Origin of the sequence: Pseudomonas sp. WS 5079, assembly GCF_012985465.1 — a bacterium.
Classification (GTDB): Bacteria; Pseudomonadota; Gammaproteobacteria; order Pseudomonadales; family Pseudomonadaceae; genus Aquipseudomonas.
This window is the reverse complement of the sequence record NZ_JAAQWN010000007.1, coordinates 381,610-408,339: the sequence shown is the minus strand read 5'-3', so window position 1 is coordinate 408,339 and position 26,730 is coordinate 381,610. Positions and strand designations below refer to the sequence as shown.

General features: G+C 61.8%; 24 protein-coding genes. 13 read left to right on the top strand and 11 right to left on the bottom strand.

The genetic code is table 11. The annotated features are described in order from the left end of the window. Positions 1 to 18 precede the first annotated feature (18 nt). The 11 genes from HBO05_RS20705 (at position 19) to HBO05_RS20655 (ending at position 12,955) form a co-directional block, all read left to right on the top strand. Positions 19 to 339 carry a DUF2388 domain-containing protein gene (locus HBO05_RS20705; RefSeq protein WP_029290409.1) on the top strand — a complete coding sequence of 107 codons (321 nt, stop codon included), beginning with the start codon at positions 19 to 21 and terminating at the stop codon, positions 337 to 339. Continuing rightward, the gene (locus HBO05_RS20700) at positions 336 to 2,297 is read left to right on the top strand and encodes a DUF4105 domain-containing protein (RefSeq protein WP_172313889.1); all 1,962 of its coding nucleotides are present in this window, start codon (positions 336 to 338) and stop codon (positions 2,295 to 2,297) included. Before HBO05_RS20705 ends, HBO05_RS20700 begins: the two co-directional genes overlap by 4 nt. Before the next feature lie 459 nt (positions 2,298 to 2,756). Further along, a complete protein-coding gene (locus HBO05_RS20695) occupies positions 2,757 to 4,064 on the top strand; it encodes a CitMHS family transporter (RefSeq protein WP_169954139.1) in 1,308 nt (435 codons plus the stop codon). A 65-nt stretch (positions 4,065 to 4,129) separates the two neighbouring features. Further along, a complete protein-coding gene (locus HBO05_RS20690; protein WP_169954138.1) occupies positions 4,130 to 4,897 on the top strand; it encodes a TerC family protein in 768 nt (255 codons plus the stop codon). Between the two features lie 208 nt (positions 4,898 to 5,105). Then, positions 5,106 to 6,764, top strand: a complete 1,659-nt coding sequence (locus HBO05_RS20685; RefSeq protein WP_170041966.1) for a Na/Pi cotransporter family protein — start codon at positions 5,106 to 5,108, stop codon at positions 6,762 to 6,764. A 146-nt stretch (positions 6,765 to 6,910) separates the two neighbouring features. Next, positions 6,911 to 8,293: a pitrilysin family protein gene (locus HBO05_RS20680; RefSeq protein WP_172313887.1), complete on the top strand. Its 1,383-nt coding sequence runs from the start codon at positions 6,911 to 6,913 to the stop codon at positions 8,291 to 8,293. 72 nt (positions 8,294 to 8,365) lie between these two features. Further along, positions 8,366 to 9,397 (top strand): DUF5924 family protein, encoded by a 1,032-nt coding sequence (locus tag HBO05_RS20675; protein WP_170041968.1) that lies wholly within the window; start codon positions 8,366 to 8,368, stop codon positions 9,395 to 9,397. 55 nt (positions 9,398 to 9,452) lie between these two features. Then, on the top strand, positions 9,453 to 10,601 hold the full coding sequence (locus HBO05_RS20670) for an ABC transporter permease (protein WP_169954134.1): 1,149 nt from the start codon (positions 9,453 to 9,455) through the stop codon (positions 10,599 to 10,601). Beyond that, on the top strand, positions 10,598 to 11,401 hold the full coding sequence (locus tag HBO05_RS20665; RefSeq protein ID WP_172313885.1) for an ATP-binding cassette domain-containing protein: 804 nt from the start codon (positions 10,598 to 10,600) through the stop codon (positions 11,399 to 11,401). Before HBO05_RS20670 ends, HBO05_RS20665 begins: the two co-directional genes overlap by 4 nt. A 1-nt stretch (position 11,402) precedes the next feature. Further along, positions 11,403 to 12,341, top strand: coding sequence for an MlaD family protein (locus HBO05_RS20660; protein WP_170041969.1), 939 nt, complete (start codon positions 11,403 to 11,405; stop codon positions 12,339 to 12,341). Continuing rightward, positions 12,338 to 12,955, top strand: a complete 618-nt coding sequence (locus HBO05_RS20655; protein WP_172313883.1) for an ABC-type transport auxiliary lipoprotein family protein — start codon at positions 12,338 to 12,340, stop codon at positions 12,953 to 12,955. Before HBO05_RS20660 ends, HBO05_RS20655 begins: the two co-directional genes overlap by 4 nt. Positions 12,956 to 13,046: 91 nt before the next feature. Here the strand turns inward: HBO05_RS20655 and HBO05_RS20650 are convergent, their stop codons facing one another. The 5 genes from HBO05_RS20650 to HBO05_RS20630 all read right to left on the bottom strand — a co-directional run bounded on the left by HBO05_RS20650 (position 13,047) and on the right by HBO05_RS20630 (position 17,408). Beyond that, positions 13,047 to 14,276 (bottom strand): spore maturation protein, encoded by a 1,230-nt coding sequence (locus tag HBO05_RS20650; RefSeq protein ID WP_170057442.1) that lies wholly within the window; start codon positions 14,274 to 14,276, stop codon positions 13,047 to 13,049. A 95-nt stretch (positions 14,277 to 14,371) separates the two neighbouring features. Continuing rightward, a complete protein-coding gene (gltP, locus tag HBO05_RS20645; RefSeq protein ID WP_057444842.1) occupies positions 14,372 to 15,703 on the bottom strand; it encodes a glutamate/aspartate:proton symporter GltP in 1,332 nt (443 codons plus the stop codon). Between the two features lie 706 nt (positions 15,704 to 16,409). Continuing rightward, a complete protein-coding gene (locus tag HBO05_RS20640; RefSeq protein ID WP_169954129.1) occupies positions 16,410 to 16,877 on the bottom strand; it encodes an inhibitor of vertebrate lysozyme family protein in 468 nt (155 codons plus the stop codon). A gap of 2 nt (positions 16,878 to 16,879) precedes the next feature. Next, positions 16,880 to 17,044, bottom strand: a complete 165-nt coding sequence (locus tag HBO05_RS20635; RefSeq protein ID WP_003170804.1) for a DUF1328 domain-containing protein — start codon at positions 17,042 to 17,044, stop codon at positions 16,880 to 16,882. A gap of 79 nt (positions 17,045 to 17,123) precedes the next feature. Beyond that, entirely contained in the window at positions 17,124 to 17,408 is a 285-nt protein-coding gene (locus tag HBO05_RS20630; RefSeq protein WP_169954128.1) for a hypothetical protein, read from the bottom strand. A gap of 395 nt (positions 17,409 to 17,803) precedes the next feature. On the opposite strand from HBO05_RS20630, the gene algB reads away from it, so the two are divergent. Continuing rightward, positions 17,804 to 19,150: a sigma-54-dependent response regulator transcription factor AlgB gene (gene algB, locus HBO05_RS20625; protein ID WP_169954127.1), complete on the top strand. Its 1,347-nt coding sequence runs from the start codon at positions 17,804 to 17,806 to the stop codon at positions 19,148 to 19,150. Positions 19,151 to 19,160: 10 nt separating this feature from the next. Beyond that, positions 19,161 to 20,948 carry a KinB sensor domain-containing domain gene (locus HBO05_RS20620; RefSeq protein WP_170041972.1) on the top strand — a complete coding sequence of 596 codons (1,788 nt, stop codon included), beginning with the start codon at positions 19,161 to 19,163 and terminating at the stop codon, positions 20,946 to 20,948. 101 nt (positions 20,949 to 21,049) lie between these two features. Here HBO05_RS20620 and HBO05_RS20615 read toward each other — a convergent pair whose 3' ends face one another. From HBO05_RS20615 to HBO05_RS20590, 6 genes are all read right to left on the bottom strand, one after another. Continuing rightward, a complete protein-coding gene (locus tag HBO05_RS20615; RefSeq protein WP_170041973.1) occupies positions 21,050 to 21,826 on the bottom strand; it encodes an N-acetylmuramoyl-L-alanine amidase in 777 nt (258 codons plus the stop codon). A gap of 90 nt (positions 21,827 to 21,916) precedes the next feature. Continuing rightward, complete coding sequence (locus HBO05_RS20610) at positions 21,917 to 23,977, bottom strand: diguanylate cyclase (RefSeq protein WP_172313881.1); 2,061 nt, start codon at positions 23,975 to 23,977, stop codon at positions 21,917 to 21,919. Further along, positions 23,974 to 24,852: an endonuclease/exonuclease/phosphatase family protein gene (locus HBO05_RS20605; RefSeq protein WP_169954123.1), complete on the bottom strand. Its 879-nt coding sequence runs from the start codon at positions 24,850 to 24,852 to the stop codon at positions 23,974 to 23,976. Before HBO05_RS20605 ends, HBO05_RS20610 begins: the two co-directional genes overlap by 4 nt. A 10-nt stretch (positions 24,853 to 24,862) precedes the next feature. Then, the gene (gene dsbA, locus HBO05_RS20600) at positions 24,863 to 25,498 is read right to left on the bottom strand and encodes a thiol:disulfide interchange protein DsbA (protein ID WP_170041976.1); all 636 of its coding nucleotides are present in this window, start codon (positions 25,496 to 25,498) and stop codon (positions 24,863 to 24,865) included. Positions 25,499 to 25,687: 189 nt separating this feature from the next. Beyond that, positions 25,688 to 26,302 (bottom strand): cytochrome c4, encoded by a 615-nt coding sequence (locus tag HBO05_RS20595; protein WP_172313879.1) that lies wholly within the window; start codon positions 26,300 to 26,302, stop codon positions 25,688 to 25,690. Positions 26,303 to 26,348: 46 nt separating this feature from the next. After that, positions 26,349 to 26,639 carry a c-type cytochrome gene (locus HBO05_RS20590; RefSeq protein ID WP_169954120.1) on the bottom strand — a complete coding sequence of 97 codons (291 nt, stop codon included), beginning with the start codon at positions 26,637 to 26,639 and terminating at the stop codon, positions 26,349 to 26,351. Positions 26,640 to 26,730 lie beyond the last annotated feature (91 nt).

Sequence of the window (26,730 nt, the reverse complement as noted above, 5' to 3'; positions counted from 1 at the left end):
ACCCTTTGGAGTCATTCCATGCGTCGCCCGTTGATCGCAGCTGCTCTCGGCCTGTTCTTGCTGGCAGATATCGCCCAGGCACAAACCCTCGTGGCCACCAGTAACATCATTGTTCGTGCCTTTGGCCGCACCATTGATTTCACCTCGGACACCACCACCTCCATCCGTGACTCCAAAGTCGTGCGTGCAGCCCACGATGACGCCGCCAGCTTTGTCGCCAGCAATGGCGATATCCGTGGCGCGCAACTGGAAGCCGCCTTCGACACCCTGCGAACTCGCGTGCCCGAAGCCCGCGACGCCAGCGACCAGGTCCTCGCCGAAGCCATCCTCGCATTGTGAGGCGCCTCACCGCCTGGCTATTGGCTGCGACGGTGCTGCTGGCCGGCAACGCCGCCCAGGCCAGCCTGCAACTACGGCTCAAGACCGACGGCTTGAGCCCAGCCCAGCAGCAGGCCAGCCAGGCATTGCTTGATGAAGCGATGCAGGCGCTGCCGCCGCGCTTCATCAAGCAACTGGACCGGCGCATCGACGTTGGCTGGACCGACGACATGCCCGCCAACGCCTATGGCCAGGCGTCGCTGGTGTCCGAACTGGACCTCAACCGCAGGCTACTGGCCAGCCTCACCGACGGTACCGCCGCCACCCAGCAGACCCAGCGACCCCACGGCACCGTGCGCCGGGAGCTGCTCGCCACCGTCTTGCATGAACTGACCCACATCTACGACCGCGCGCGCCTGTGGCCCAAGGACCAGCGCTCGTTGATCCAACGCTGCAGCCGCCAGAACAACATCACCGGCCTGATCGGCCTGCCCGATCAATGCCGTGGCCAGAATGACCGGCGCTTCACCCTCAGCGACGACCCGCGCTTGCTCGACCTGGCCGGCTGGCCGCAATACGTCGGCCGCCGTGGCGAGCGCGAGCAACACAACCGGCAAGTGGCGCGCAGTCCGGACCTGTACGAAATCACCAACCCCAAGGAGTTCGTCGCGGTCAACATGGAGTACTTCCTCCTCGACCCGAGCTACGCCTGCCGCCGGCCCGCGCTGTACCGTTACTACCAGCAACACTTCGGCTGGGCCCCGCCCGCCAAGGACGCGTGCGCCAACACCTTCGCCTTCCTCAACGCCGGCAACGACTTTGCCAAGACGCCCCTGGGCCAGGTCGATCCCGAGCGCGTGTACGCCATCGACTATCTGCTGGCCGAAGCCAACCAGAACCTGGTGAGCCGCTGGGGCCACAGCATGCTGCGCCTGGTGATCTGCGCGCCGGGCCGCCCCCGTGGCCCGGATTGCCGCCTGGACCTGGACCAGCACCTGGTGTTGTCCTACCGCGCATTCGTGGGCGACGTGCAGCTATCGAGCTGGGACGGGCTGGTGGGCAAGTACCCTTCACGCCTGTTTGTCCTGCCCCTGGCCCAGGTCATCGACGAGTACACCAAGACCGAACTGCGTGGCCTGGCGTCCGTGCCCTTGATCCTCACGCGCCAAGAGATCAACGACACCGTCGAACACGCCGCCGAAATGCACTGGAGCTACGACGGCAATTACTACTTCCTCTCCAACAACTGCGCGGTCGAAGGCCTGAAACTGCTGCGCAGCGGCAGCGCCAACCCGCAACTGACCACCCTGGACAACATCACCCCCAACGGTTTGCTCGAAGTGCTCAAGGCCCGCGGGCTGGCCGACACCAGTGTGCTGGATGACCGCCGCGAAGCCTTGCGCCTGGGTTATCACTTCGACTCCTTCCGCGAGCGCTACCAGGCGATGTTCGAGGTGCTGAAAAAACACCTGCCGATCCCCCAGACCCAGGTCGAAGACTGGCTGGCCTTGAGCGCCGAGCAACGCAGGACCTGGTTCGACCAGGCTGACCTGCGCACCAGCGCCGCTTTGCTGCTGCTGGAACAGGCGAGCTTTCGCAAACAACTGATGCTCGCCCAGGACGAGGTCAAGCAACGCTACCTCGGTGCCCGCGAGCTGAAGAACGGCGGCATGGCCAAGGCCGATGCGACGTTGCAGCAGATCCTCGCCAACAGCGGCTTCCTCAGCCGCCCGGCGGAGCTGCTCGGCAGCAGCGGTTATGGATTGCCCCAGCCCAAGGAATGGCAGCGCCTGGAGTCGGAAAGCGCATCGCGCCAGAAGCAGCTGCAATCGTTGACCGGCGACCTGGATAAAGAGGTGAGGGCGCTGCTGGAGCCTTCGCGGGCTGCGGAGATTGCCGCCTGCGAGGCCAATCTCAAGCAGGTGGGCGAGCATCTGCGGGCCTTGCACAAGGCGGCCGGCGGCCTGCAACTGCCTTAAGATCAGAAGCATCGCGGGCTTGTCGGATCGCCGCATCGCCGCGAAGACGTCGGCCCAGCAAACATTGAGGTTGACTGACCCACTGCTTTCGCGAGCAAGCCCGCTCCCACAGGGATCTGCGCTTAACTGACGGGTATTAGGGCTTGCCCGCGATAGCGCCCTTACAGACATCAAAACCAGACCAATCCTACGAAACATCTGTTCATCACCTGTTTACCCAGCGAAAGCTGGCTGAAAGCTTTCGCGATTAGGATCGCCCTCACTACCGGCAATAGACCGGTTGGCCAACCTGAGCGTTTTTATGCCCAGGGGCCCAATTAACAACAACAATGGTGATTCTGATGTCCGCTCGTACCCGCCTGTTTTTCCCCACTCCCCCCGTACGCCTCGCGCTTTTCGTTCTGCGCTGACCCCACCCGGTTCGCCATTCCCTAGCCGCGCTACGCCTGGAGTATTCCTATGCTGACTTTCCTTGGCTTTGCCATGGTCATCACGTTCATGTTCCTGATCATGACCAAGCGCCTGTCGGCGCTGATCGCCCTGATCATCGTGCCGATCCTGTTCGCGCTGTTCGGTGGCTTTGCGCCGAAGATCGGCCCGATGATGCTCGAAGGCATCACCAAGCTGGCGCCCACCGGCGTGATGCTGATGTTTGCCATCCTCTACTTTGCCTTGATGATCGACTCCGGCCTGTTCGACCCGGCCGTGCGCAAAATCCTCAAGCTGGTCAAGGGCGACCCGCTGAAAGTCTCGGTCGGTACGGCCGTGCTGGCGCTGGTGGTGTCCCTGGACGGTGACGGCGCCACTACCTATATGATCTGCGTGGCCGCCATGCTGCCTTTGTACAATCGCATTGGCATGAGCCCACGGATCATGGCCGGCCTGATCATCCTCGCCGGCGGCGTGATGAACATGACGCCCTGGGGCGGCCCGACCGCCCGCGCCGCCAGTGCGCTGCACGTGGATCCCTCGGACATCTTTGTACCGATGATCCCGGCCATGGCCGCCGGCGTAGTGGCCATCCTGGTGATTGCCTATATGTACGGCCTGCGTGAACGCGCTCGCCTGGGCGTGTTGCACCTGCAAGGCGATGAAATCGACCATAGCGAAATCAGCGTCTCGCAGTTCCCGGATGCCCGTCGCCCGAAACTGATCTGGTTCAACGGCGCCCTGACCCTGGTCCTGATGTGCACCCTGATTGCAGGCCTGCTCCCGCTGCCGGTGCTGTTCATGGTGGCCTTCAGTATCGCGATGATCGTCAACTACCCGTGCCTGCAACAGCAGAAAGACCGCGTTGCGGCCCACTCGGGCAGCGTGCTGGCAGTGGTTGGCCTGATTTTCGCCGCCGGTATCTTCACCGGGATCCTGTCGGGCACCGGCATGGTCGATGCCATGTCCAAGAGCCTGCTGGCGGTCATCCCGGAAGCCCTGGGCCCGTACCTGGCGGTGATCACCGCGCTGGTGAGCATGCCGTTCACGTTCTTCATGTCTAACGATGCGTTCTACTACGGCGTACTGCCGGTGCTGGCCGAAGCCGCCAGCCACTACGGCATCACCGCCGCAGAAATGGGCCGCGCCTCGATTGTTGGCCAACCGGTACACTTGCTCAGCCCGCTGGTACCTTCGACTTACCTGCTGGTAGCCCTGGCCGGTATCGAATTTGGCGACCACCAGCGCTTCACCCTGAAGTGGGCAGTATTGGTATGCCTGTGCATAATGATCGCCGCATTGTTGTTGGGCACATTCCCGCTGTTCAGCACTCTATAATCGTAACAACCCACAGCGCCGGCCCTACTGCCGGCGCGGTCTAACACTCGCACAAAGGAACACATATGGAATGGCTGACCAATCCGGAGATCTGGATTGCCTTCTTCACCTTGACGGCACTCGAGATCGTCCTGGGCATCGATAACATCATCATGATTTCGATCCTGGTCAGCCGCATGCCCAAGCATATGCAGGCGCGCACCCGGATCTTCGGCCTGGCCCTGGCCATGGTCACGCGGATCCTGCTGCTGCTGTCGATCACCTGGGTGATGCAACTGACCGCCGACCTGTTCGTGGTATTGGGCCAGGGTATTTCCGGTCGTGACCTGATCCTGTTCTTCGGTGGCCTGTTCCTGCTATGGAAAAGCTCCCAGGAGATGTACCACGCCCTGGAAGGTGAAGACGAAACCCACGAAGAGCCGAAAGGCAAGGGTGGCAAGTTCATCTACACCATCATCCAGATCGCGATCATCGATATCGTGTTCTCCCTGGACTCGGTGATTACCGCCGTGGGCATGGTTTCCCACGTTCCGGTCATGGTCGCCGCGATCGTCGTTGCCGTACTGGTGATGATGCTGGCCGCCGGCACCATCAGTGAGTTCATCGACAAGCACCCGTCGCTGAAAATGCTCGCGCTGTCGTTCCTGTTGATCGTGGGTACCGTGTTGATCGCCGAATCCTTCGATGTGCATGTGCCAAAAGGCTACGTGTACTTCGCCATGGCGTTCTCCCTCGCGGTCGAGGCCATCAACATCAAGATGCGTACCGCCATCGCGAAGAAGAAAAAGCAGCAGGATCCAGTGAAACTGCGCAAGGACATTCCGGGTCAATAACCCGAGATGAGCAAAATGGGGGCCCTTGCGGGCCCCTTTTTTTCGCCCGCAAAAAGCTGATTTCATGACAGTTTTGTTTCAATGCCGACTTTAGCTATGCGATGCTGGCGCACAGGCCGTTCGCCAACTACAGCTTAAGTACACAATACAAAACGGCACGCGGCACTTTTTGCTCCATTGGAGCACGACTCAATACAGGGGGCCGAGCATGCTGACCCTGCTCAATCTTCTTTCTGCGGTGACCCTGTTGATCTGGGGCACGCATATCGTCCGTACCGGCATCCTGCGGGTCTACGGTTCCAACCTGCGCCAGGTCATCGGGCAGAACATGGCCAGGCGCTGGCTGGCGTTCATTGCCGGGATCCTGGTGACCGCCATGGTGCAGAGCAGCAACGCCACGGCGATGCTGGTGACCTCGTTTGTCGGCCAGGGCCTGATGGGCCTCACGCCCGCCCTGGCGACAATGCTCGGCGCCGATGTCGGTACGGCGCTGATGGCGCGGGTGCTGACCCTGGATCTGTCATGGCTGTCGCCGCTGCTGATTTTTCTCGGGGTGATCTTCTTCCTGTCGCGCAAACAGACGCGCGCCGGGCAGATGGGCCGGGTGGGGATCGGCCTGGGCCTGATCATTCTCGCCCTGCAACTGATCGTCGAAGCCGCCGGGCCGATTACCCAGGCCCAGGGCGTCAAGGTGCTGTTCGCCTCGCTGACCGGCGACATCCTGCTCGATGCCTTGGTGGGCGCGTTGTTTGCGATGATTTCCTACTCCAGCCTGGCCGCCGTGCTGCTGACCGCAACCCTGGCCGGCGCTGGGGTGATTGGCCTGCATGTGGCCATTGGCCTGGTGATCGGCGCCAATATCGGCAGCGGCGTACTGGCCTTCCTCAGCACCAGCATGCAAAACGCCGCCGGGCGCCAGGTGGCCCTGGGCAGCCTGCTGTACAAGCTGATTGGCCTGCTGCTGATCATCCCCGTCCTTGACCCGCTGGTGCTGTGGATGGACACCCTGGACTACAGCGCCCAGGGCATGGTCATCACCTTTCACCTGCTCTACAACGTCACCCGCTGCCTGATCCTGCTGCCCACCATCGGCCCCATGGCGCGCCTGTGTGCCTGGCTGCTGCCGGAGCGCCCGGAGGCCAATGGCCTGGCCAAACCCCGCCATCTTGACCCCACGGCGCTGACCACCCCAAGCCTGGCCCTGGCCAACGCGGCGCGGGAGACCCTGCGCCTGGGCGACCTGATCGACAACATGCTGACCGCCATGCTGGAAGTGCTGCGCGGCAAACAAACCGCCATCACCCAGGAAATGCGCAGCCTCAGCGATGATGTCGAAGCGCTCTACAGCGCGATCAAACTGTACTTGGCGCAAATGCCCCGGGAAGACCTGAGTGAGCACGACAGCCGGCGCTGGGCCGAGATCATCGAGCTGTCGATCAACCTGAAGCTGGCCGGCGACTTGATCGAGCGCATGCTGCGCAAGGTCCAGCAGCAGAAAACCTCCCAGCGCCGCTCGTTTTCCGAAGTCGGGCTGGAAGAACTGGCCGGCCTGCACAGCCAGTTGATCGCCAACCTGCGCCTGGGCCTGTCGGTGTTCCTCAGCGCCGACCCGGAAAGCGCCCGCCAATTGCTGCGCGAGAAGCGCCGCTTCCGCGCCCAGGAACGGCGCCTGGCCCACGCCCATGTCAGCCGCCTGCAACGCAAGATCGTGCAAAGCATCGAGACCAGTTCCCTGCACCTGGAGCTGATTGCCGACATGAAACGCCTGAACTCGTTGTTTTGCAGCAGTGCTTATGTAGTGTTGGAAACCTCCGAGACCGGCGCGCTGGCCACGGACAATATTGCCGACATCACCCATTCGCCCTGAACGAACCGCACGCCCGGGGAGTCAGTTAAAAACACCGCCCAACCAATGTGGGAGCGGGCTTGCCCGCGATAGCGGTGTGTCAGCAGACGAATACGTGCCTGACACACTGGCTGCTCCCACTGTCATCACCCGCCAGGAACCCCGTTATGCGTCGCCTGTTATTCGCCTGCCTGCTCATAGGCTCGGCCCACGCCTTTGCCTTTGATCGCTTGCAGGTCGAAGGCTATATGCTGCCCAACGGCCTGCAATTGTTGCTCAAGCCGGGCACCGAGCGCGGGCACGTGGCGATCCGCCTGGTGGTCGGCGTAGGCCTGGACGACTTCAGCTGCGCCGACAAGGAACTGCCGCACCTGCTCGAACACCTGCTGTTCAGCGGCATCGATGGCGGCGGCGAAGGTGTGCTGGAAGAACAGATGCAGGCCCTGGGCGGGGAGTGGAACGCCTACACCAGCAATGCCGACACCACCTTCGTCATCGAGGCCCCGGCACGTAACCAGCGCAAGGTGCTGGACCTGCTGAAGGCGATCCTGACCCGTACCGAACTGAGCGACGCGGCGATCAACGCCGCCAAGCAAGTGGTCGAGCGCGAAGACGGTGGCCACTATTCGCACCTGCAACGCCTGCTGGATCGCCAGGACTTGGGGCACAACGCCAGCAATCAACTGGCGGTGGAGCTGGGCCTCAAATGCGCCGAGCGCGCCGAGGTCGAGCACCTGACCCGCGCCCAGTTGGAAAAGGTACGCCAGGACTGGTACGCCCCCAACAACATGACCCTGATCATCGTCGGCGACCTCGATAAACTGCTACCGGCCTACCTGGAACGCACCTATGGCCAGCTCGAACCGGTGGACCCCAGCGAACACCGGGCCTTGCCGCAAACCCTTGGCGCCGCAGCGATCCATCGTGACCTGATCCGGGGCTGGGTCGGCGATGGCGCCAAGCTGCACTGGCTGTTCCCCGAGCCGATGCTGGACGACCAGCACGATGCCACCTACGACCTGCTCAAGGATTACCTGGATTGGGCGTTGTATCGCCAGTTGCGCCTGCAGCATGGCCTGTCCTACGGCCCCTGGAGCGAGCGCGAAGTGCTGGGCGGCGTGGGTTTCATGAGCCTGAATGCCGACCTCGACCGCGAGAGCCTGCCCGAGGCCGAACACGTCCTAGAGAACCTCAAGGCCAGGCTGCTTGAGGATGGCCTCGACCCGGCCACCTTTCGCCGCCTGCAACAAGCCGCCATCGACCGCCAGGCCTGGGCCGTGCAAGGCAATAGCGCGCTGGCCGACTACTATTGGAGCGCCTTGGCCGACTACGCCGACGGGCGCTTCAGCGACCCGGCCAAGCGCATCAAGGCCGTGAGCCTGACGCAAACCAACCAGGCCATGCGCCAGCTGTTCAACCAACAAGGCTACTGGCGCATTGAAAAGCCGCTGCTCAGTTACGACGCCCTGGGCTGGGGCGCCGCAGGCATGCTGGGGCTGATCGCCATTGGGCTGATCGGGCTGCGCCGTTATCGCAAAGCAATTGTGTAATGACACGCCTATCAACGGGCTAAGACGTTATTCTGTCTGGGATTTTTTCCTACAAAGACTGCGAACCGCCGAATGCCATACCTGACCCATTTCATACAGCGCATCCTCGAACTGATGAAGCGCTACCCAGGGGTGATCGCACTCGGCGGTTTTATCTCGGGGGTGGGCAGCTTTATCCTGGTGGACCGCCAGCAAGGCATGGCCAGCTGGATCGCGATCATCATGCTGGTGAGCTGGCTGTGGCTGATGCTCGAAAACAGCTTCACCCAGCTGTTCAGCAAGGTCTTCAAGCGGGAAATCCCCGAACCGCTGCTGCGCTACGCCACACAGATGATCCACCAGGAAAGCCTGTTCTTTGTCCTGCCGTTCTTTTTCGTCACCACCACCTGGAACAGCAGCCAGGCGATTTTCACCGGTTTGCTGGGCGCCGCCGCGCTCGTCTCGATCACCGACCCGCTGTACTACAAATGGCTGGCGCCCAAGCGCTCGCTGTTTCTGGCGCTGCACACCCTGACCCTGTTTGCCGCCTTGCTCACCGCGCTGCCGATCATCCTGCACCTGACCACCGCCGAGAGTTACAAACTGGCGCTGGGGGTGGCGATGGCCCTGTCGATCCCCAGCTTGGCCGTGAGCCTGCCGCTGCGCAGCGTCAAGGGTTGGCTGATGCTGCTGGGCGTGACGGCGGTGATTGGTTGCGCAGGCTGGTTCCTGCGCAGTTGGGTACCGCCGGCCACGCTGTGGATGACCGAAGTGGCGATCAGTACCCAATTGCAGGACCGCACCCCCGGCGATGACCTCAAGGAAGTCAGCGCCAGCCAACTGCGCAGCAGCGGCCTGTACGCCTACACCGCGATCAACGCACCGCGCGGGCTGGACGAGCGCATCTACCATGTATGGCAGTTCAACGGCAAAGAAGTCGACCGCATCGCCCTGGATATCCACGGCGGGCGCAAGGAAGGCTACCGGGCCTGGACCCACAAGCAGAACTTCCCGGCGAATGCCGTGGGCCGCTGGCAAGTACGGGTGCTGACCGAAGACGGCCAGGTGATCGGCGTGTTGCGCTTTAAAGTCACTGACACAGCGCAAACGGACACGCCAAAGTAGGACGGATCGTGCTATTACATAGCAATTGTGGAATAGCCAAACAAGCTCGGAGCTTATGACCAGTAGCACAACGGCAGGCAATGCCCACCTGGACGCATCCACCCAGCCGCCCCAACTACGGGTCACCGGGGACTGGACGCTGGCCCATTACAGCGCCCTGAAGAAGTTGTCGACAAGCCTCGACGGCCAGTACGACGCCAGCACCCGCGTCGACCTCAACGGCCTGGGTGCGCTCGACACCGCCGGCGCCTCGCTGCTGGTAGAGCTGCTGGGCCCGGAGCGCATCGAACACTCCGCCGAACAAACCGACTGCCGTCTGCCCGCCGCCGACCGCGCACTGCTCAAGACCGTCTACCGCTCCCTGAATGATTTCTGTGTGCCGGTCAAAGAGCCGCAGGAAAGCGCCGGCATCCAGCTGTTGGCCCGCATCGGCCGCGCGGTGGATACGGTCTGGCAAGACGCCATGACCCTGCTGGGCTTTATCGGCCTGATCCTCGCAACCTTTGCCCGCGGCGTGTTCCGGCCCAAGCGCTGGCGCCTGACGCCGATGGTGGCGCATATCGAACAGACCGGGCTCGATGCCGCACCCATCGTCGCCTTGCTGACCTTTTTGGTGGGCGCCGTGGTCGCGTTTCTCGGCGCCACGGTGCTGGAAAGTTTCGGCGCGAGTATTTTTACCGTGGACCTCGTGGCGTTTTCCTTCCTGCGGGAGTTCGGTGTCCTACTCACCGCGATCCTGATGGCCGGCCGCACCGCCAGCGCCTTCACCGCACAGATCGGCTCGATGAAGGCCAACGAAGAAATCGACGCCATCCGCACCATGGGCCTCGACCCCATGGAGTTGCTGGTGCTGCCGCGCGTCCTCGCGCTGCTGGTAGCGCTGCCGATGCTGACCTTTCTCGCCATGATTTCGGGGATTATCGGCGGCGGCGTGGTGTGCGCCGTGGCCCTGGATATCTCGCCGGCGATGTTCCTCTCGCTGCTGCAATCGGACATTGGCGTCCAGCATTTGCTGGTGGGCCTGGTCAAAGCGCCGTTCTTTGCCTTCCTGATCGCCGCCATTGGCTGCCTGGAAGGCTTCAAGGTCAGCGGCAGCGCCGAGTCGGTCGGCGCCCACACCACCTCTGCGGTGGTGCAGTCGATTTTCGTGGTGATCGTGCTCGACGCAGTCGCCGCACTGTTCTTTATGGAGATGGGCTGGTGAGCCGTTTACAGCGAGCGCCCAGCGAGGCGGTGATCGAAGTCCGTGGCCTGTGCAACCGCTTTGGCCCGCAGAGCGTGCATGAAAACCTCGACCTGGACCTGTACAAAGGCGAGATCCTTGCCTTGGTCGGCGGCTCGGGCAGCGGCAAGTCGGTGTTGCTGCGCAGCATCATCGGCCTGCGCCAGCCCAGCGAAGGGCAGGTGCGGGTGTTCGGGCAGAACCTGCCGAGCCTGTCGGAGCAGGAGCGCTCCCTGGTGGAACGACGTTTCGGCGTGCTGTTCCAGAAGGGCGCGCTGTTTTCCTCGCTGACGGTCACGGAGAACGTCGCCCTGCCATTGATCGAACACGCAGGCCTCAGCCGCGCCGATGCCGAGCACCTGGCGGCGGTGAAGCTGGCCCTGGCCGGGCTGCCGTTGTCGGCGGCCGACAAATACCCGTCGTCGCTCTCCGGCGGGATGATCAAGCGTGCGGCCCTGGCCCGCGCCCTGGCCCTGGACCCGGACATTCTGTTTCTCGATGAACCCACCGCCGGCCTCGACCCCATCGGTGCAGCGGCATTCGACCAACTGATCCTGACCCTGCGCGATGCCTTGGGCCTGAGTGTGCTGCTGATCACCCATGACCTGGACACGCTCTACACCATCACCGACCGCGTGGCGGTGCTGGCGCAGAAAAAGGTATTGGTGGCCGGAGCCATAGAGGTTGTTTCGCAAACGAACGACGCCTGGATTCACGAATACTTTCATGGCCCCCGGGGCCGCGCGGCATTGGATGCCGCTCAACAGCTCAACGAGGTATGACATGGAAACCCGAGCCCATCATGTGATGATCGGTCTGTTCAGCGTGATAGTCGTGGTCGGCGCCATGCTCTTCGGCCTGTGGCTGGCCAAGTCCAGCGTCGACAGCGCGTTCCAGGATTACGAAGTGATCTTCAACGAAGCGGTCAGCGGCCTGTCCCAGGGCAGCGCGGTGCAGTACAGCGGGATCAAGGTCGGTGATGTCACCAGCCTGCGCCTGGATCCCAAGGACCCGCGCCGCGTACTGGCGCGCATCCGCCTGGCCGGGCAGACACCGATCAAGGAAGACACCCAGGCCAAGCTGGCGCTGACCGGCATCACCGGCACCTCGATCATCCAGCTCAGCGGCGGCACCCCACAAAGCGCCGAGCTCAAGGGCAAGAACGGCGAGCTGCCGCAGATCATCGCCTCGCCATCGCCCATTGCCCGGCTGCTGAACAACAGCAACGACCTGATGACCAGCATCAACCTGTTGCTGCACAACGCCAACCGCATGTTCTCGCCGGCTAACGTCGACCGCCTGAGCGGCACCCTGGCGCACCTGGAGCAGACCACCGGGGCCATCGCCGAGCAACGGGGCGATATCAAGGTGGTGATGCAGCAATTGGCCCAGGTCAGCAAACAGGCCGGCGGCGCCCTGGAGCAGACCACCGCGCTGATGCGCAACGCCAACGGGCTGCTCAACGACCAGGGCAAACAGATGTTCGGCAGCGCCGAAGGGGCCATGCGCTCCCTGGAGCAAAGCACCGCCACCATCAACAGTTTGTTGGACAGCAACAAGGACTCCCTGAACAGCGGCATGCAGGGCCTCAACGAACTGGCGCCCGCCGTGCGCGAGCTGCGCGATACCCTCGGCTCCCTGCGCGCCATCACCCGTCGCCTGGAAGCCAACCCCAGCGGGTATCTGCTGGGCAGTGACAAGAACAAGGAGTTCACGCCATGAAGCGTGCTTACCAAATGATCCTCCCGGTAGCCCTGGCCCTGGTCAGCGCCTGCTCGATCCTGCCCAAGGCCGATCCGTCCAATGTCTACCGGCTGCCGGCGGCCCAGGCGCCAGCACCTGCCCATGGCAGCGCGGGCACCTGGTCATTGCGCCTGGCCAAGCCGCAGGCCAGTGAATTCCTCGACAGCCCGCGCATTGCCGTGGTGCCCCAGGGCGACTTGATCAGCAGCTACGCCCAGTCGCGCTGGAGCGATCCGGCGCCGGTGCTGCTGCGCAACCGTCTGCTGGACGGTTTCCAGCGTGATGGCCGGGTGGCGTTCCTGAGCACCGATGACACCAACCTGCAGGCGGATTTCGAGCTGGGCGGGCAGTTGCAGGCCTTCCAGAGCGAGTACCGGGGCGCGGCGGTGGAGGTGGTGATCCGGCTGGATGCGCGATTGGTGCGCGGCAGTGACCAGCGGATCGTAGCGGCCAAGCGCTTTGAAGTGCGCCAGCCGGTGAGTGATACCCAGGTGCCGGCGGTAGTGGCCGGGTTTGGGTTGGCGGGGGATCAGTTGAACAAGCAGGTGGTGGATTGGGTGGTGCAGCAGGGCAATACAGCGCCGAAACGCTGAGGGCCTCATCGCAGGCAAGCCAGCTCCCACATTTGACGGTGTTCACACATCAAAATGTGGGAGCTGGCTTGCCTGCGATAGCGATCTAAGCTTAGCCAAAGAACCAGTAGCAAACCGCAATCGCCGCCACCACACCGGCCAATTCCGCCAGCAACGCACACCCCACCGCATGCCGCGCCCGCTGGATACCCACCGAGCCAAAGTACACCGCCAGCACGTAGAAGGTGGTCTCGGTACTGCCCTGGATCGTCGCCGCCACCAGCGCCGGGAAGCTGTCCACACCCTGGGTCTGCATGGTCTCGATCAGCATCGCCCGCGCCGCGCTGCCGGAGAAGGGCTTGACCATCGCCGTGGGCAAGGCATCGACGAAGCGCGTGTCCAGGCCCGTCCAGGCCACCAGATGGCGAATCCCTTCGAGGCCAAACTCCAGCGCCCCGGAAGCGCGCAGTACGCCAACCGCACACAGCATCGCCACCAGGTACGGCAGCAGGTTCTTCGCGACGTCAAAGCCCTCTTTGGCGCCTTCGACAAACGCTTCATAGACCTTGACCTTGCGCAGCGCACCGATCAGCAAAAACAGCATGATCAGGCCAAACAACGTGAGGTTGCCGAGGATCGAAGACAAGCCCGCCAGGGCCGTGGCCGACATCGTCGCCAGCAAGGCCATGAAGCCGCCCAGCACCAGCGCACCGGGGATCAGGTACGCCAGCACTACCGGGTCCCAAAGGCGCAGGCGCTGCATCAGCGCCACCGACAGCAGGCCCACCAGGGTCGAGGCGCTGGTGGCTAGCAGGATCGGCAGGAACACCAGGGTCGGGTCGGGCGCGCCTTGCTGGGCGCGGTACATGAAGATCGTCACCGGCAGCAGCGTCAGGGAAGACGCGTTGAGCACCAGGAACAGGATCTGCGCGTTGGTCGCGGTGTTGGGGATCGGATTGAGTTCTTGCAGCGCCTTCATGGCCTTGAGGCCGATCGGCGTCGCCGCGTTATCCAGGCCCAGGCCGTTGGCGGCAAAGTTGAGGGTGATCAAGCCGATGGCCGGGTGACCGGCCGGTACTTCCGGCATCAGCCGCAAGAACAGCGGGCCCAGGGCCTTGGCCAGCCACTCGACGATCCCGGCCTTCTCGGCGATGCGCAAAAAGCCCAGCCACAGGGTCAAGGTGCCGAACAGCAGCACCATCACTTCCACAGACAGCTTGGCCATGGCGAAGATACTCTCCACCATCGCCGCAAAGATCCCGGCGTTACCGCCCACCAGCCATTGCACCAGCGCCGATACCATCGCCACGACAAAGAAGCCAAGCCACAGGCCATTGAGCATCAGTCACACCCCTTTAAATATGTGGCGAATGATAGCGGGGCTGACAGAAACGACAAACCCCGGATTTACCGGGGTTTGTGCGTATCAAGCAGGGATCAGCCCTGGCTGGTCTCGCCAGCCGGCAGCGCGGTCTTGGTCCGCCAGTGTGGCAGGGAGTTCCAGTAGCGCTCGCCCTTGGCATCGTCGTACATGCCTTCCCAACGCGCGATGACCAGCACGGCCAGGGCGTTGCCGATCACGTTCAGGGCGGTACGCGCCATGTCCATGATGCGGTCGACACCGGCGATGAACGCCAGGCCTTCCAATGGGATACCCACGCTGCCCAGGGTGGCCAGCAGCACCACGAAGGACACGCCCGGCACGCCGGCGATACCTTTGGAGGTGACCATCAGGGTGAGTACCAGCATCAGTTGCTGGCCAACCGACAGGTCGATGCCATACAGCTGGGCAATGAAGATCGCCGCGATGCTCTGGTACAGGGTCGAACCGTCGAGGTTGAACGAGTAACCGGTCGGCACCACGAAGCTGCAAATGGCTTTCGGCGCACCGTAGGCTTCCATCTTCTCGATCACGCGCGGCAGCACGGTCTCGGAGCTGGCGGTGGAGTAGGCCAGTACCAGCTCATCCTTGAAGATGCGCATCAACTTGATCACCGAGAAGCCAAACAGGCGGGCGATCAGGCCAAGAATCACAAAGGCGAAGAACAGGATGGCAACGTAGACCAGGATTACCAGCTTGGCCAATGGCAGCAGCGAGGCGAAGCCGAAGTTGGCCACGGTCACGGCGATCAGGGCGAATACACCGATAGGGGCGTATTTCATGATCATGTGGGTGACTTTGAACATGCTCTCGGACACGCCCTGGAACATGGTGACCAGGGGTTCGCGCAGGTCTGGCTTGAGGCTCGACAAGCCCAGGCCGAACAACACGGAGAAGAAGATGATCGGCAGCATCTCGCCACGGGCCACGGCGGCAAAGATGTTCGATGGGATCAGGTTGAGGATGGTCTCGATGAACGCATGTTCATGCTGCACCTCGGCGGCGGTCGCCTGGTACTTGGAGATATCCACGGTACCCAGGGTACTCATGTCGATCCCGGCACCGGGGTGGAACAGGTTGGCCAACAGCAGACCGACCACAATCGCAATGGTAGTGACCACTTCGAAGTAAACGATGGTCTTCACGCCGATCCGACCGAGTTTTTTCGCATCCCCCACACCGGCGATTCCGACAATCAGCGACGAAATCACGATCGGGATCACGATCATCTTGATCAGGCGGATAAAGATATCGCCCGCCGGTTGCAACACGTTGCTGATCCACCAGGCTTTTTCGGCACTGAAGTGGTTGAGTACAGCACCGATTGCAATCCCTAGCACCAGACCGATGAGGATCTGCCAGGCGAGGCTTAGTTTTGCCTTCTTCATGTCATTACCCTTGTTTCAAGTGGACTCAGGCAGATGCGCCAGCTGGAACGCCCGGGAGCGAAAAAGTGTGAGCATCAACCTCCGTAGAAGGTCACCGCAGATGGCCGATATGGCTTACTGGCAAGCGAAAAAAGGCGCAACTATTCCGATGCGCGGGGGCAGAGTCTAATGCCGTAAACGCCTACCCTATGCCGAATCGGCATGGGTTTTTGCAAATAAATCTGTCTGTTTGGTCAGTTCGAATGCGACATTTTGTCAGGCATACCTGCCGTGAACCGGTCATTTCAGGCTTGCCCAGGGATTTTCGGTTTTTTTGCGGGGAGGGAAAAACTCTTGAAATTTCCTACGCATACCGTCAAGAAACAGGTCTGGCCGTAGACAAACTTTCTCGATAGATGGTCACGTAGCAACACCGTGAAACGGTTGTGATGATGCAGAAAGGAAATTTGCAGCTAAGTACAGCATAAGTGCCACGGGATGCTGAGCAAGCCCGTCGCAAGTCCGTCAGGCCATAACTGCCTGCGGACCTGCGTCGCAGCTTTTCTCCTGACCCGGCCCTTGCGCAGGCACTCCCTGTACCCGTAGGTCACGCCGATCCACTTTGATCAGAGCAACCCGGCCCCCTGGTCATGCACCGCCGCCAGGCAGGTGCAAACGGAAACAGGCAGTTGGCCGGTTTCCATGTGGGTAAGGCCCGCAGACGGGCCTAGTACCAATTCGGATCTTTCTTCAGTTGCTCCATGAGCAACTTCTGCATGCCTTCATCAGGCTTGCCGATGAAGCGATAGTCCGCATGCCTAGTTGGCGACTTGTCCGCCGGAAGCCCGGCTGGGACTTCGACCAGCATCGCGTAGGCATCTTCCTTATCAAGGCTGAAGGCAACGATCAGGCGTTTATTCAGGCAGGTGTCAGCCGTTTCACACAGCGGCCCTACCAGATACCCATCACCGTCCTCCGTGACGGCATTCATCTGCTCAGAGGTGCCCGACAGATTGATCACCCATTCCGGCAGGCGCTCTTCCTTCTTGACCACGCCCTGCCAGGTTTCCCGATACTGCGGGTCGGCATTGAGCAGTTCATTGGCCCGCGCCTGGCCGTCATTGGCGGCCATGGCCAAGCCACTGCCGCCCAACAGCAGGGCGGCAGCCAGGGTTTTGAAAGACAAGTTGGCCATGTTCAACCTCGACCGCGACGGCCAAAGAAGAAGGAAGCGATGAACATCACCAGGAAGACGACAAAGAGAATCTTGGCGATACCCGTAGCGGTGCCCGCGATACCACCGAAGCCCAGGACTGCAGCCACAATGGCAATGATCAGGAATGTGATTGCCCAACTCAACATGGTGATTCTCCTTTTGCGTCTATAGAAGTGACTGCTGTGTAGCCATCCTGTCGCACCCAACGGGGCGGCAGGTTCGTGCCTAGAACACCCAGCGTTCCTGGACGGGTTCGTCGTACAGGGCAATGTCCTGTTCAACCGCCATCATGCGTGGGGCTGTCACGTCAGCGCTGGTGCTGCCAACGGAACGGAAATGGGTCTGTGTCATCGGTGCGCGCTCGAACTGCGGGGCGGACTGCTGGCTCTGCTGCCAATGTTGCAATTGCTGGCCACCGATCAAGGTCACCATCAAGGCGAGGCTGGCAAACAGCCCCTGTTGAAGGCGCAGTGGCGATACACGCAATGGCTTGAGGCTTTGGCGAGTCATCCTGAATCTCTCCCGCATGTTGTTTTGTTCGTTGATCACGCTTGTAGAGGAGGTATTGCAGAGTGCATGCCAGTTTTTAATCCAAATAAAAGCCAATAAAATCAGCCACTTAAAAGATAGGTGCGTTTCTTGTCAGCAGCATCCTGCACGATGCGCCTATCCTCACCGTGCGAAATGCACGATGGCCAATGGTCGGATCAAGGGATCAGAGAGGCTGTAGGACTGCCGAAGGGTCAACAAGGGTTAAAAACCCGCTGCCCAGGCATATAAGTAGGAATGGTCTCAGATAGCTGCGCGATAGGGCTTTGAATCAATCAGAATAAACCATGCAACTTGCCCGATTATTCCGGGACTAACCAAGATCAATCATTCTTATTTTAAGGAGCGCGGGACAGATGGAATCCGCCAAGGAACTTCAAGGCCGCATTCTTTTAGTGGACGACGAGTCAGCAATCCTGCGCACCTTCCGCTACTGCCTGGAAGATGAAGGCTATACCGTAGCCACCGCCAACAGCGCGGCCCAGGCCGATGCCCTGTTGCAACGCCAGGTGTTCGACCTGTGTTTCCTGGACCTGCGCCTGGGCGAAGACAATGGCCTGGACGTGCTGGCGCAGATGCGCATCCAGGCACCGTGGATGCGTGTGGTGATCGTCACCGCTCATTCGGCCGTCGATACGGCAGTGGATGCGATCCAGGCAGGCGCGGCCGATTACCTGGTCAAACCATGCAGCCCCGACCAACTGCGCCTGGCCACCGCCAAGCAACTGGAAGTGCGCCAGCTGTCGGCGCGCCTGGAAGCGCTGGAAGGCGAGGTGCGCCAACCCAAGGATGGCCTCGACTCCCATAGCCCGGCGATGATGGTAGTGCTGGAGACCGCCCGCCAAGTGGCCGGCACCGATGCCAATATCCTGATCCTCGGCGAATCCGGCACAGGTAAAGGTGAGTTGGCCCGGGCGATTCACGGCTGGAGCAAAAGGGCGAAAAAATCCTGCGTCACCATCAACTGCCCGTCCCTGACCGCCGAACTGATGGAAAGCGAACTGTTCGGCCACAGCCGCGGGGCCTTTACCGGCGCCAGCGAAAGCACCTTGGGCCGAGTCAACCAAGCGGATGGTGGCACGCTGTTTCTTGACGAGATCGGCGATTTTCCCCTGACACTGCAACCCAAGTTGCTGCGTTTTATCCAGGACAAGGAATATGAACGGGTCGGTGACCCTGTCACCCGGCGCGCCGATGTGCGCATCCTGGCGGCGACCAACCTGAACCTGGAAGACATGGTGCGCGACGGACGCTTTCGCGAGGACTTGTTGTATCGCCTGAATGTCATCACCTTGCACCTGCCGCCCCTGCGCGAACGCAGCGAAGATATCCTGGCCCTTGCCGACCGCTTCCTCGCGCGCTTCGTCAAAGAGTACGCACGACCGGCTCGCGGCTTCAGCGATGACGCCCGGGAAGCGCTGCTCAACTACCGTTGGCCGGGCAATATCCGTGAGCTACGCAACGTCGTGGAACGCGCGAGCATCATCTGCGCCCAGGAGAAAGTCGAAATCAGCCATCTGGGGATGGCCGAGCAACCGACCAACAACTCGCCGCGTATCGGCGCGGCGTTGAGCCTGGATGAACTGGAAAAGGCCCATATCGGCGCCGTCCTGGCCACCAGCGACACCCTGGACCAGGCGGCCAAGACCCTGGGCATCGATGCGTCGACCCTGTATCGCAAACGCAAGCAATACAACCTGTGAGCTGCACCTTATGAAGCTGGCGATGAAACTGCGCACGCGGCTGTTCCTGAGCATTTCTGCGCTGATCACCGTGGCGCTGCTCGGGTTGCTGCTGGGGCTGGTGAGCGTCATGCAAATGGCCAAGACCCAGGAAGCCCTGATCCGCAGCAACTTCATTACCCTGGACCTGGGGCTCAAGCTGCGCCAGACCCTGGGTGACCAGCTGATTTTGATGCTCAACGACACTCCGGACCCGGTCGCGCTGAACACGTCCAAGCAACAGTATTTCAAGCTGCTGGACGAGGGCATCGCCCACGAAATGAGTGTCGCCAGGGTGGGAGGTTTCTCTCAGGCCAAGGCCGATTACCTGACATTCCTCGAAGCGTTCGAAGAAAATGAAAATAGGCCTCCGCCCCTGCGCAATAACGAACAACTCACCACCAGCTTCAACGTCTTGCGCAATGGGCTGATCAGCGAACACAAAAGAGCGCTGGAAAACATCAATGCCACCGAAAGCCAGTCTCGCGAACGCGCCCTGTGGATCGCCGGCCTGCTCGGGCTGGTGGGCCTGGCGGTGCTGATCATCGGCTTCATCACCGCCCACGGCATCGCTCGGCGCTTTGGCGGGCCGATCGAAGCCCTGGCCAAGGCAGCCGACAAAATCGGCCAAGGCAACTTTGATGTCACCCTGCCGATTTCTTCGGCGGCGGAAATGAACCAACTGACCCGGCGCTTTGGCATCATGGCCGAAGCGCTGCGCCAGCATCAGGCGACCAATGTCGACGAATTGCTCGCCGGCCAGCAACGCTTGCAGGCGGTGCTCGACAGCATCGACGACGGCTTGCTGATGATCGACCGCCAAGGGCACCTGGAACACCTCAACCCGGTCGCCCAGCGCCAACTGGGCTGGGACGAGAGCCGCCTGGGGCAGGGCCTGGGCGACGCGCTGCAACGCCCCGAACTGGATGAGCAACTGCACCTGGTGCTGCGCGGCGGCAACCTGGAGCGCGCACCCGACGACCTGGAAGTGGAAGTCGAAGGCGAATCGCGCCTGCTGACCTACAGCATGACGCCGGTCAGCCACCACCAGGGGCATATTCTCGGCGCGGTGATGGTGTTGCATGACGTTACCGAGCAGCGCGCCTTCGAGCGCGTGCGTAGCGAATTCGTGCTGCGTGCCTCACATGAACTGCGTACGCCGGTCACCGGCATGCACATGGCATTCGGCCTGTTCCAGGAGCGGGCGAAATTCCCTCCTGAATCCCGCGAAGCCGACCTGCTGAACACGGTCAACGAAGAAATGCAGCGCTTGATGCAACTGATCAACGACCTGCTCAACTTTTCCCGCTACCAGAACGGCCTGCAAAAACTCACCCTGGCGCCGTGCGACATCAACGATCTGCTTGAACATGCCCGCGCACGTTTTGCCGAGCTGGCGAATGCGCAACACATCGACCTGCTGGTAGAGGCGCAGGCGCAACTGCCCAGGTTGCATGCCGACCAGGCGCAATTGGAGCGGGTCCTGGACAATCTGCTCGGCAATGCCCTGCGCCACACCAGCGAGGGCGGGCAGATTCGCCTGCAGGCGCGGCGCCATGGCGAACGGCTGATCATCAGCGTCGAGGACAATGGCGAAGGCATCGCCTACGGCCAGCAGGGCAGGATTTTCGAGCCATTTGTCCAGGTAGGCCGCAAGAAAGGCGGCGCCGGCCTGGGGCTGGCGCTATGCAAGGAGATCGTGCAGTTGCACGGTGGCCGCATGGGGGTCTATTCCCGGCCGGGGCAGGGCACGCAGTTCTATATGGCGTTGCCGCTGTAACTACACACGGTGACCACTCAAGGGGTGCAAGATCAAAGGTCGGGGCTGTCGAGTCCCCACAGGTATTGCTCGCAGCCCTTTACTAGCCTGAATCAAAGACCTCAGCGGTGATTCAATACCCGCAGGATCGCTGCACTTTGCGCATCCGGCGTACCGTCGAACAACGCCGGCCTAAAGCGCATCTGGAACGCAGCCAGCACCCGCCGCGTCGCCACATCCAGCTCGCCGGTCTGCGGCGTGGAATAGCCCACGCGTGCCAACTCTTCCTGGAACCAGGTAATGCTCGGCAACTGCCCGGCGTACTCGGCCTGATACCGCGCGACCGCCTGGGCCTCGGGCCAGATCCCCAGGCCTTGATCCGCCAGGCGCTTCCACGGGAACAACGGGCCCGGATCGAGTTTGCGCCCGGGAGCGATATCACTGTGGCCGATAATGAACTTAGGGTTGATCCGATTGCGCTGGCTGATGTCCTTGAGCAAGGTCACCAGGGACTGGACCTGCGCTTCGGAGTACGGATACCAGACGCGCCCGGTGGGTGTGTCGCGGTAGCCAGGATTGACGATCTCGATGCCAATGGAGCTGGAATTGAGCCAGGTACGGCCCATCCACTCACTTTCCCCGGCGTGCCAGGAGCGCTTGTCTTCGTCCACCAGCTTATAGATGGTTGCACGGGCATCATCGCCAATCAGGTAGTGGCTGCTGACTTGGCCTTTGGTCAATAGCGCCAGCGAGCCTTGCAGGTTGGTAGCGGTGTAGTGCAGGACGACGAACTGGATACGATTATCGAAGTTCACCGACGGGTGGCTGGTATCCAGGCGTGGGCCACTCGCACAGCCGGCGAGTGTGAGGGATAGAAGAGCAGCAACGAGAAATTTCATGGCAACAGGCGGTACGCTAAAGACGATAATGCAACAGTGTAACGTACCGTTTGCCGGTCAGCGGCCCGCTATACAAAATGGAACAACTTTTCAGCCCGCCTGTACCTGATTGCGCCCCGCCGCCTTGGCCCGATACAAGGCTTCGTCTGCGCGCTTGAGTGTGAGGTCGCTGCGCTCGCCGGGCTGGAACTGCGCCATGCCGATGGACATGGTGATGGTCACGCGCTCGCCCTTGAAGTGAAACGGGCACGCCTCGATGGCTGCCCGCAGGCGCTCACCGAGTTGCAGCGCATCGCCCAGCGCCGAATCCGGCATCAGCAAAACAAACTCCTCACCGCCAAACCGCGCGATGAAGTCCGTCGGCCGCAGGCGTTTGCCCAACACATTGGCGATGATCTTCAGCACCTTGTCGCCCGCCAGGTGGCCGTAGCTGTCATTGATGCGCTTGAAGTGATCGAGGTCCAGCATCGCCAGCGACAGGCTGTTGCCCTGCTGATGCCAGATGTTGACCTCGGACTCCAGGCGCTCGCTCCAGGCGGCACGGTTGGGCAAGCCGGTGAGCGGATCGATCAGGGCTTTCTGGCGCTGGACCTCAAGGTGCTCACGATAGCCCTGGGCCTCCTGCTCCATGCTTGCTACCCGCTCCGCCAGCCCCTGCAACCGTGCGGCGACTTCATGTTCACGCTGGTCGCGCTGCTTTTGATGCTCGTCCATGGCCCCCAACAGCCCCTCAAGATGGCTTTCCAGCACTTGCTTGAGGTCATCGATGTCGGCCGCTTCCTGGACGCTGCTTTGCAAGCCGTCCATCTGTTCACGGATCTGCGTATCCATCTCGCGCGCAGCGCTGCGGCTGTCGGCATGCCCGTCGCTGGCCGCCTGCAAGTTAGCCTGGAAGGCTTCCAGTCGCTCGTTGAGGCGCTTGAGGTAGGCTTCGAACTCATGCTGGCCGCTATCAGTGATGGCCAGCATCAATACCGCCAGGTCATCAAGGATCGGCAGCAACTCGTACCAATTGAGCCCGTGGGCCAGGCGCTCGCGCATGGCTTCGGCCTGGGGCCGGTGATGCTCGGGCAGGTCGAGGTCGCCCAGCAGGCCGAGCAGGGTGTCTTCGATGTGCTTGGCGACTGAGCTGTAGGAAGGCTCGGGCGAGTCGGGCAGGGCGTACAACGCCTCGGGATCGATTTCAGCCGATTCGTCATCCAGCACCGGCGGCAATGACAGGCTGCCGATTGCCGTCGGCTGCGGCGCCTCTGGCAGGAGCTGCGGCGCTGCGACCGTACTTTCACGCTGCGGCACAACGCTCACGTCGGCAGACTGGACAGATTCCGGGGCCTGGACCACGGCAGCAGGCATTTCGACCGGCGTTATACGGGCAACCTGCGGCTGCGGCTGCGGCTGCGGTGCCACAAGCTCATCCACTTCGACCCGGGGCGCAACAGGCACCGGCGCAGGTGCGCTCTCAGTGACCTGCGGCTGCGGGGCCTGGGCTTGTGGCGCAAAAGCCCGCAGGGCCTGGGCCAGCTCGGGCGCATCCTCAACCGCCGGTGCGGCCGGGCTTGCCTGAGCAGCAGGGCTTTGCCGGGAGGCCGTGGCAGCGGGCTCAACCGGCGCAACCTCGGTACCCGCCTCCTTGCCCCCGAACAGACGTTGCAACAAACCCGGGCGAGCCGGTTCGTCATCCGACTCGAGGTTGCTCAGGGCCTGCCCTTGAAGGCCGCTCAATTCACTGAGCAGCAGAGGGATTTCCCGCGCCTGGCCGACGCGGCTGTCCAACTGCTTGGCAAAACTCTTGAGCGGGCGACTGACTTCCCGGGGCAAGGGCAGCGCCTGCAATTGCGTGACCAGGGAGGTCATAGCTGTGCTGATCTGATCAACCCGCGTTTCACGGCGTTGCTCGGAATCCAGCACGGCCTTTTCCAGGCGCGGCAGCAGGGCGGCGAGTGCGGCGTCCATGTCATCGCTGCGCACCACATCGCGCATCTCTTTCATGCACTGGTCGACGGCCCGGTCCGTGCCCTCGGCTGCCAGGGTGCTGCGCACCAGGCCACGGCGCAGCAAGTCGAGGCGCGCGGCCCAACGGCGTTCGAGCTTTTCTTGTTGCTCGATGCTTAACAGGTATTTTTCTTTCCAGCGCTGGGCGTCGTCGCTCATGCAAGGGGTCCGCGAGGGCCGGGGCTCAACGCGGGTAATGCATCAACCGTGAGCGAACCCGGCAGACGAATCTCTACCGCGACCGGCAGGTGATCGGAAATGGGTTGCGCCAGCACCTGCACGCTTTCCAGCGTCAGGGTCGGGCTTAACAGGATGTGATCAAGACAGCGTTGCGGGCGCCAGCTGGGGAAAGTGGCTTCGACCTGGGGCGCCAGCAGCCCGAGGTCGCGCAACGGGGAATTCTCCAACAGGTCACTGGCGTGGGTGTTCATGTCCCCCATCAGCACCTGGTGTTTGTAATCGCCAATCAGCTCACGGATGTAGGCCAACTGCATGGTGCGGGTACGCGCGCCCAGCGCCAGGTGCATCATGACGACCACCAGCGCCTCGGGCCCCTCGCCAAACCGCACGAGAATCGCCCCGCGCCCTTTCGGACCTGGCAGTGGATGGTCTTCGATCGCCCAGGGCTTAAGGCGGCTGAGTACACCATTACTGTGTTGGCCGAGTTTGCCGAGGTTGCGATTGAGTTGTTGATACCAGTAGGGAAACGCGCCGAGCTGGGCCAGGTGCTCGACCTGGTTGACGTAGCCCGAACGCAGGCTGCCACCATCGGCCTCCTGCAGGGCCACCAGGTCGAAGTCTCCCAGCAGGTCGCCAATCTTCTGCAGATTGCCGGCCCGGCCATTGTGGGGCAACAGATGCTGCCAGCCACGGGTCAGGTAGTGCCGGTACTTTTCGGTACTGATGCCGACCTGGATATTGAAGCTCAGCAAGCGCAGCCGGCTGTCCGCCGGCAGGCCGGTGGACGCGAGATGATGCTCGTTGACCTGCGGATCATGCAGGCCAACCACTCGTTCTGTACCCCAGCGGCGCATGGCGGGCCCCTTACTTGGCTGCGCGCTCTTTGGCGATCAGCTGGTCGGCAACGTTCAGGGTCGCTTCAGGGCCGCCGGTGGAGCCGAGGTCAAAGCGGTACTTGCCGTTGACGATCAGGGTTGGAACGCCTTGCACGCCGTATTTCTGTGCCAGCTCCTTGGCCTGCTTGATCTGGCCCTGGATGGCGAAGGAGTTGAAGGTTGCGAGGAACTTGTCCTTGTCCACGCCTTGGGTGGCGAGGAAGTCAGCCATTTGATCAGGCTTGGTCAGCGGCTTGCGATCCTTCTGGATAGCTTCGAACACGGCATTGTGGACCTTATGCTCCACACCCATGGCTTCCAGGGTCAGGAACATCTGGCCGTGGGCATCCCAAGGGCCGCCGAACATGGCCGGGATGCGCTTGAAGTTCACGTCCGAAGGCAGCTTTTCGGCCCAAGGGTTGATGGTCGGTTCAAAAGAGTAGCAATGCGGGCAGCCATACCAGAACAGCTCTACGACTTCGATCTTGCCCGGCACGGAAACCGGTACAGGATTGGCCAGTTCAACATAGGTCTTGCCCGCTTCAAGTGGCACATCGGCGGCTTGGGCGGTCATGCCGAACAGGCTGGCAGTGACGAGAGCGGCGCTGAGGATCAATTTACGCATGCTTTACTCCTGGACAAATAAAGTCGCCTCGCGCGACCTTTTTTATGACAGGCCTGCACGGGCATGAGTTCGTTAGTGTAACGGTAGCGGCCACAAAAAAGGGCGGCCCGCGCCACCCTTTTTATGCTTGCATCGACGGATTAATCGAGCGTTAACGTTACCACTGGTGTACGCCCGGCCTTGCGCGCCTTACTTGTGCAGGCCCTGGATATAGCTGGCCACCGCTGCAATGTCTTCATCGCTCAATTTGCGCGCGATGGTGCGCATGGTCATGGCGTCGCCATCGTTGGCGCGACCGGCTTCTTCCTTGCGGAAATCGGTCAGTTGCTTGGCAATGTACTGGGCGTGCTGGCCGCCCAGGTGCGGGAAACCTGCTGCGGCGTTACCCGAGCCATCCGGGGAGTGGCAGCCGGTACAGGCCGGCAGGCCTTTGTCGAGGTCGCCGCCACGGAACAGCTTTTCACCACGCTCGACCAGTTTTGGATCCGCCGCCCCCACGCTGCCTGCCTGGCTGGCGAAATACGCCGCGATATCCGCCAGGTCCTGATCGTTGAGATTGGTCAGCATGCCGGTCATTTCCAGGACCGTTCGCTTGCCGTCCTTGATGTCGTGCATCTGCTTGGTCAGGTATTTCTCGCCCTGGCCCGCCAGTTTTGGAAAGTTGGGTGCCGGGCTGTTGCCGTCCGGTCCATGGCAGGCGCCACATACAGCGGCCTTTGTCTGGCCAGCAGTAGCGTCACCTGCACCATGGGCAACACCAGTGATGCCCAAGGTCAACAGCAGACTCACGATCAATTTGTTCATCAGCTAATCCAATTACGGCTAAAGGTTATAGAGTTATGAACCGGGTCTACTCGCTCATCAAAAGGATGATGGCCTGGTAATCCTCGGCACGGCATTCCATGCACAAACCACGCGGCGGCATCGCCTTGAAACCCTGGGTCACGTGCTGCACCAGCGTATCCATGCCTTGCGCCAGTCTCGGCGCCCAGGCTGCCTGGTCACCCCGCTTGGGGGCCGTTGGCAACTGCCCGGCATGGCAAGCCGCGCAAACGCGGTTGTACACAGCTTCCGGATCCTGTGTAGCCTGCGCACTGTAAAGTGGTATCAGGACACCGACAGCTAGCAGCCACTTGGTCATACGTCGACCTTTTCAGGGTTTGGAAGCGTTTTGCGTTCTAATGCGCAATAAAGGTCTATCGCTCCCGTGAACTTCATCCTTCGCTGGGACA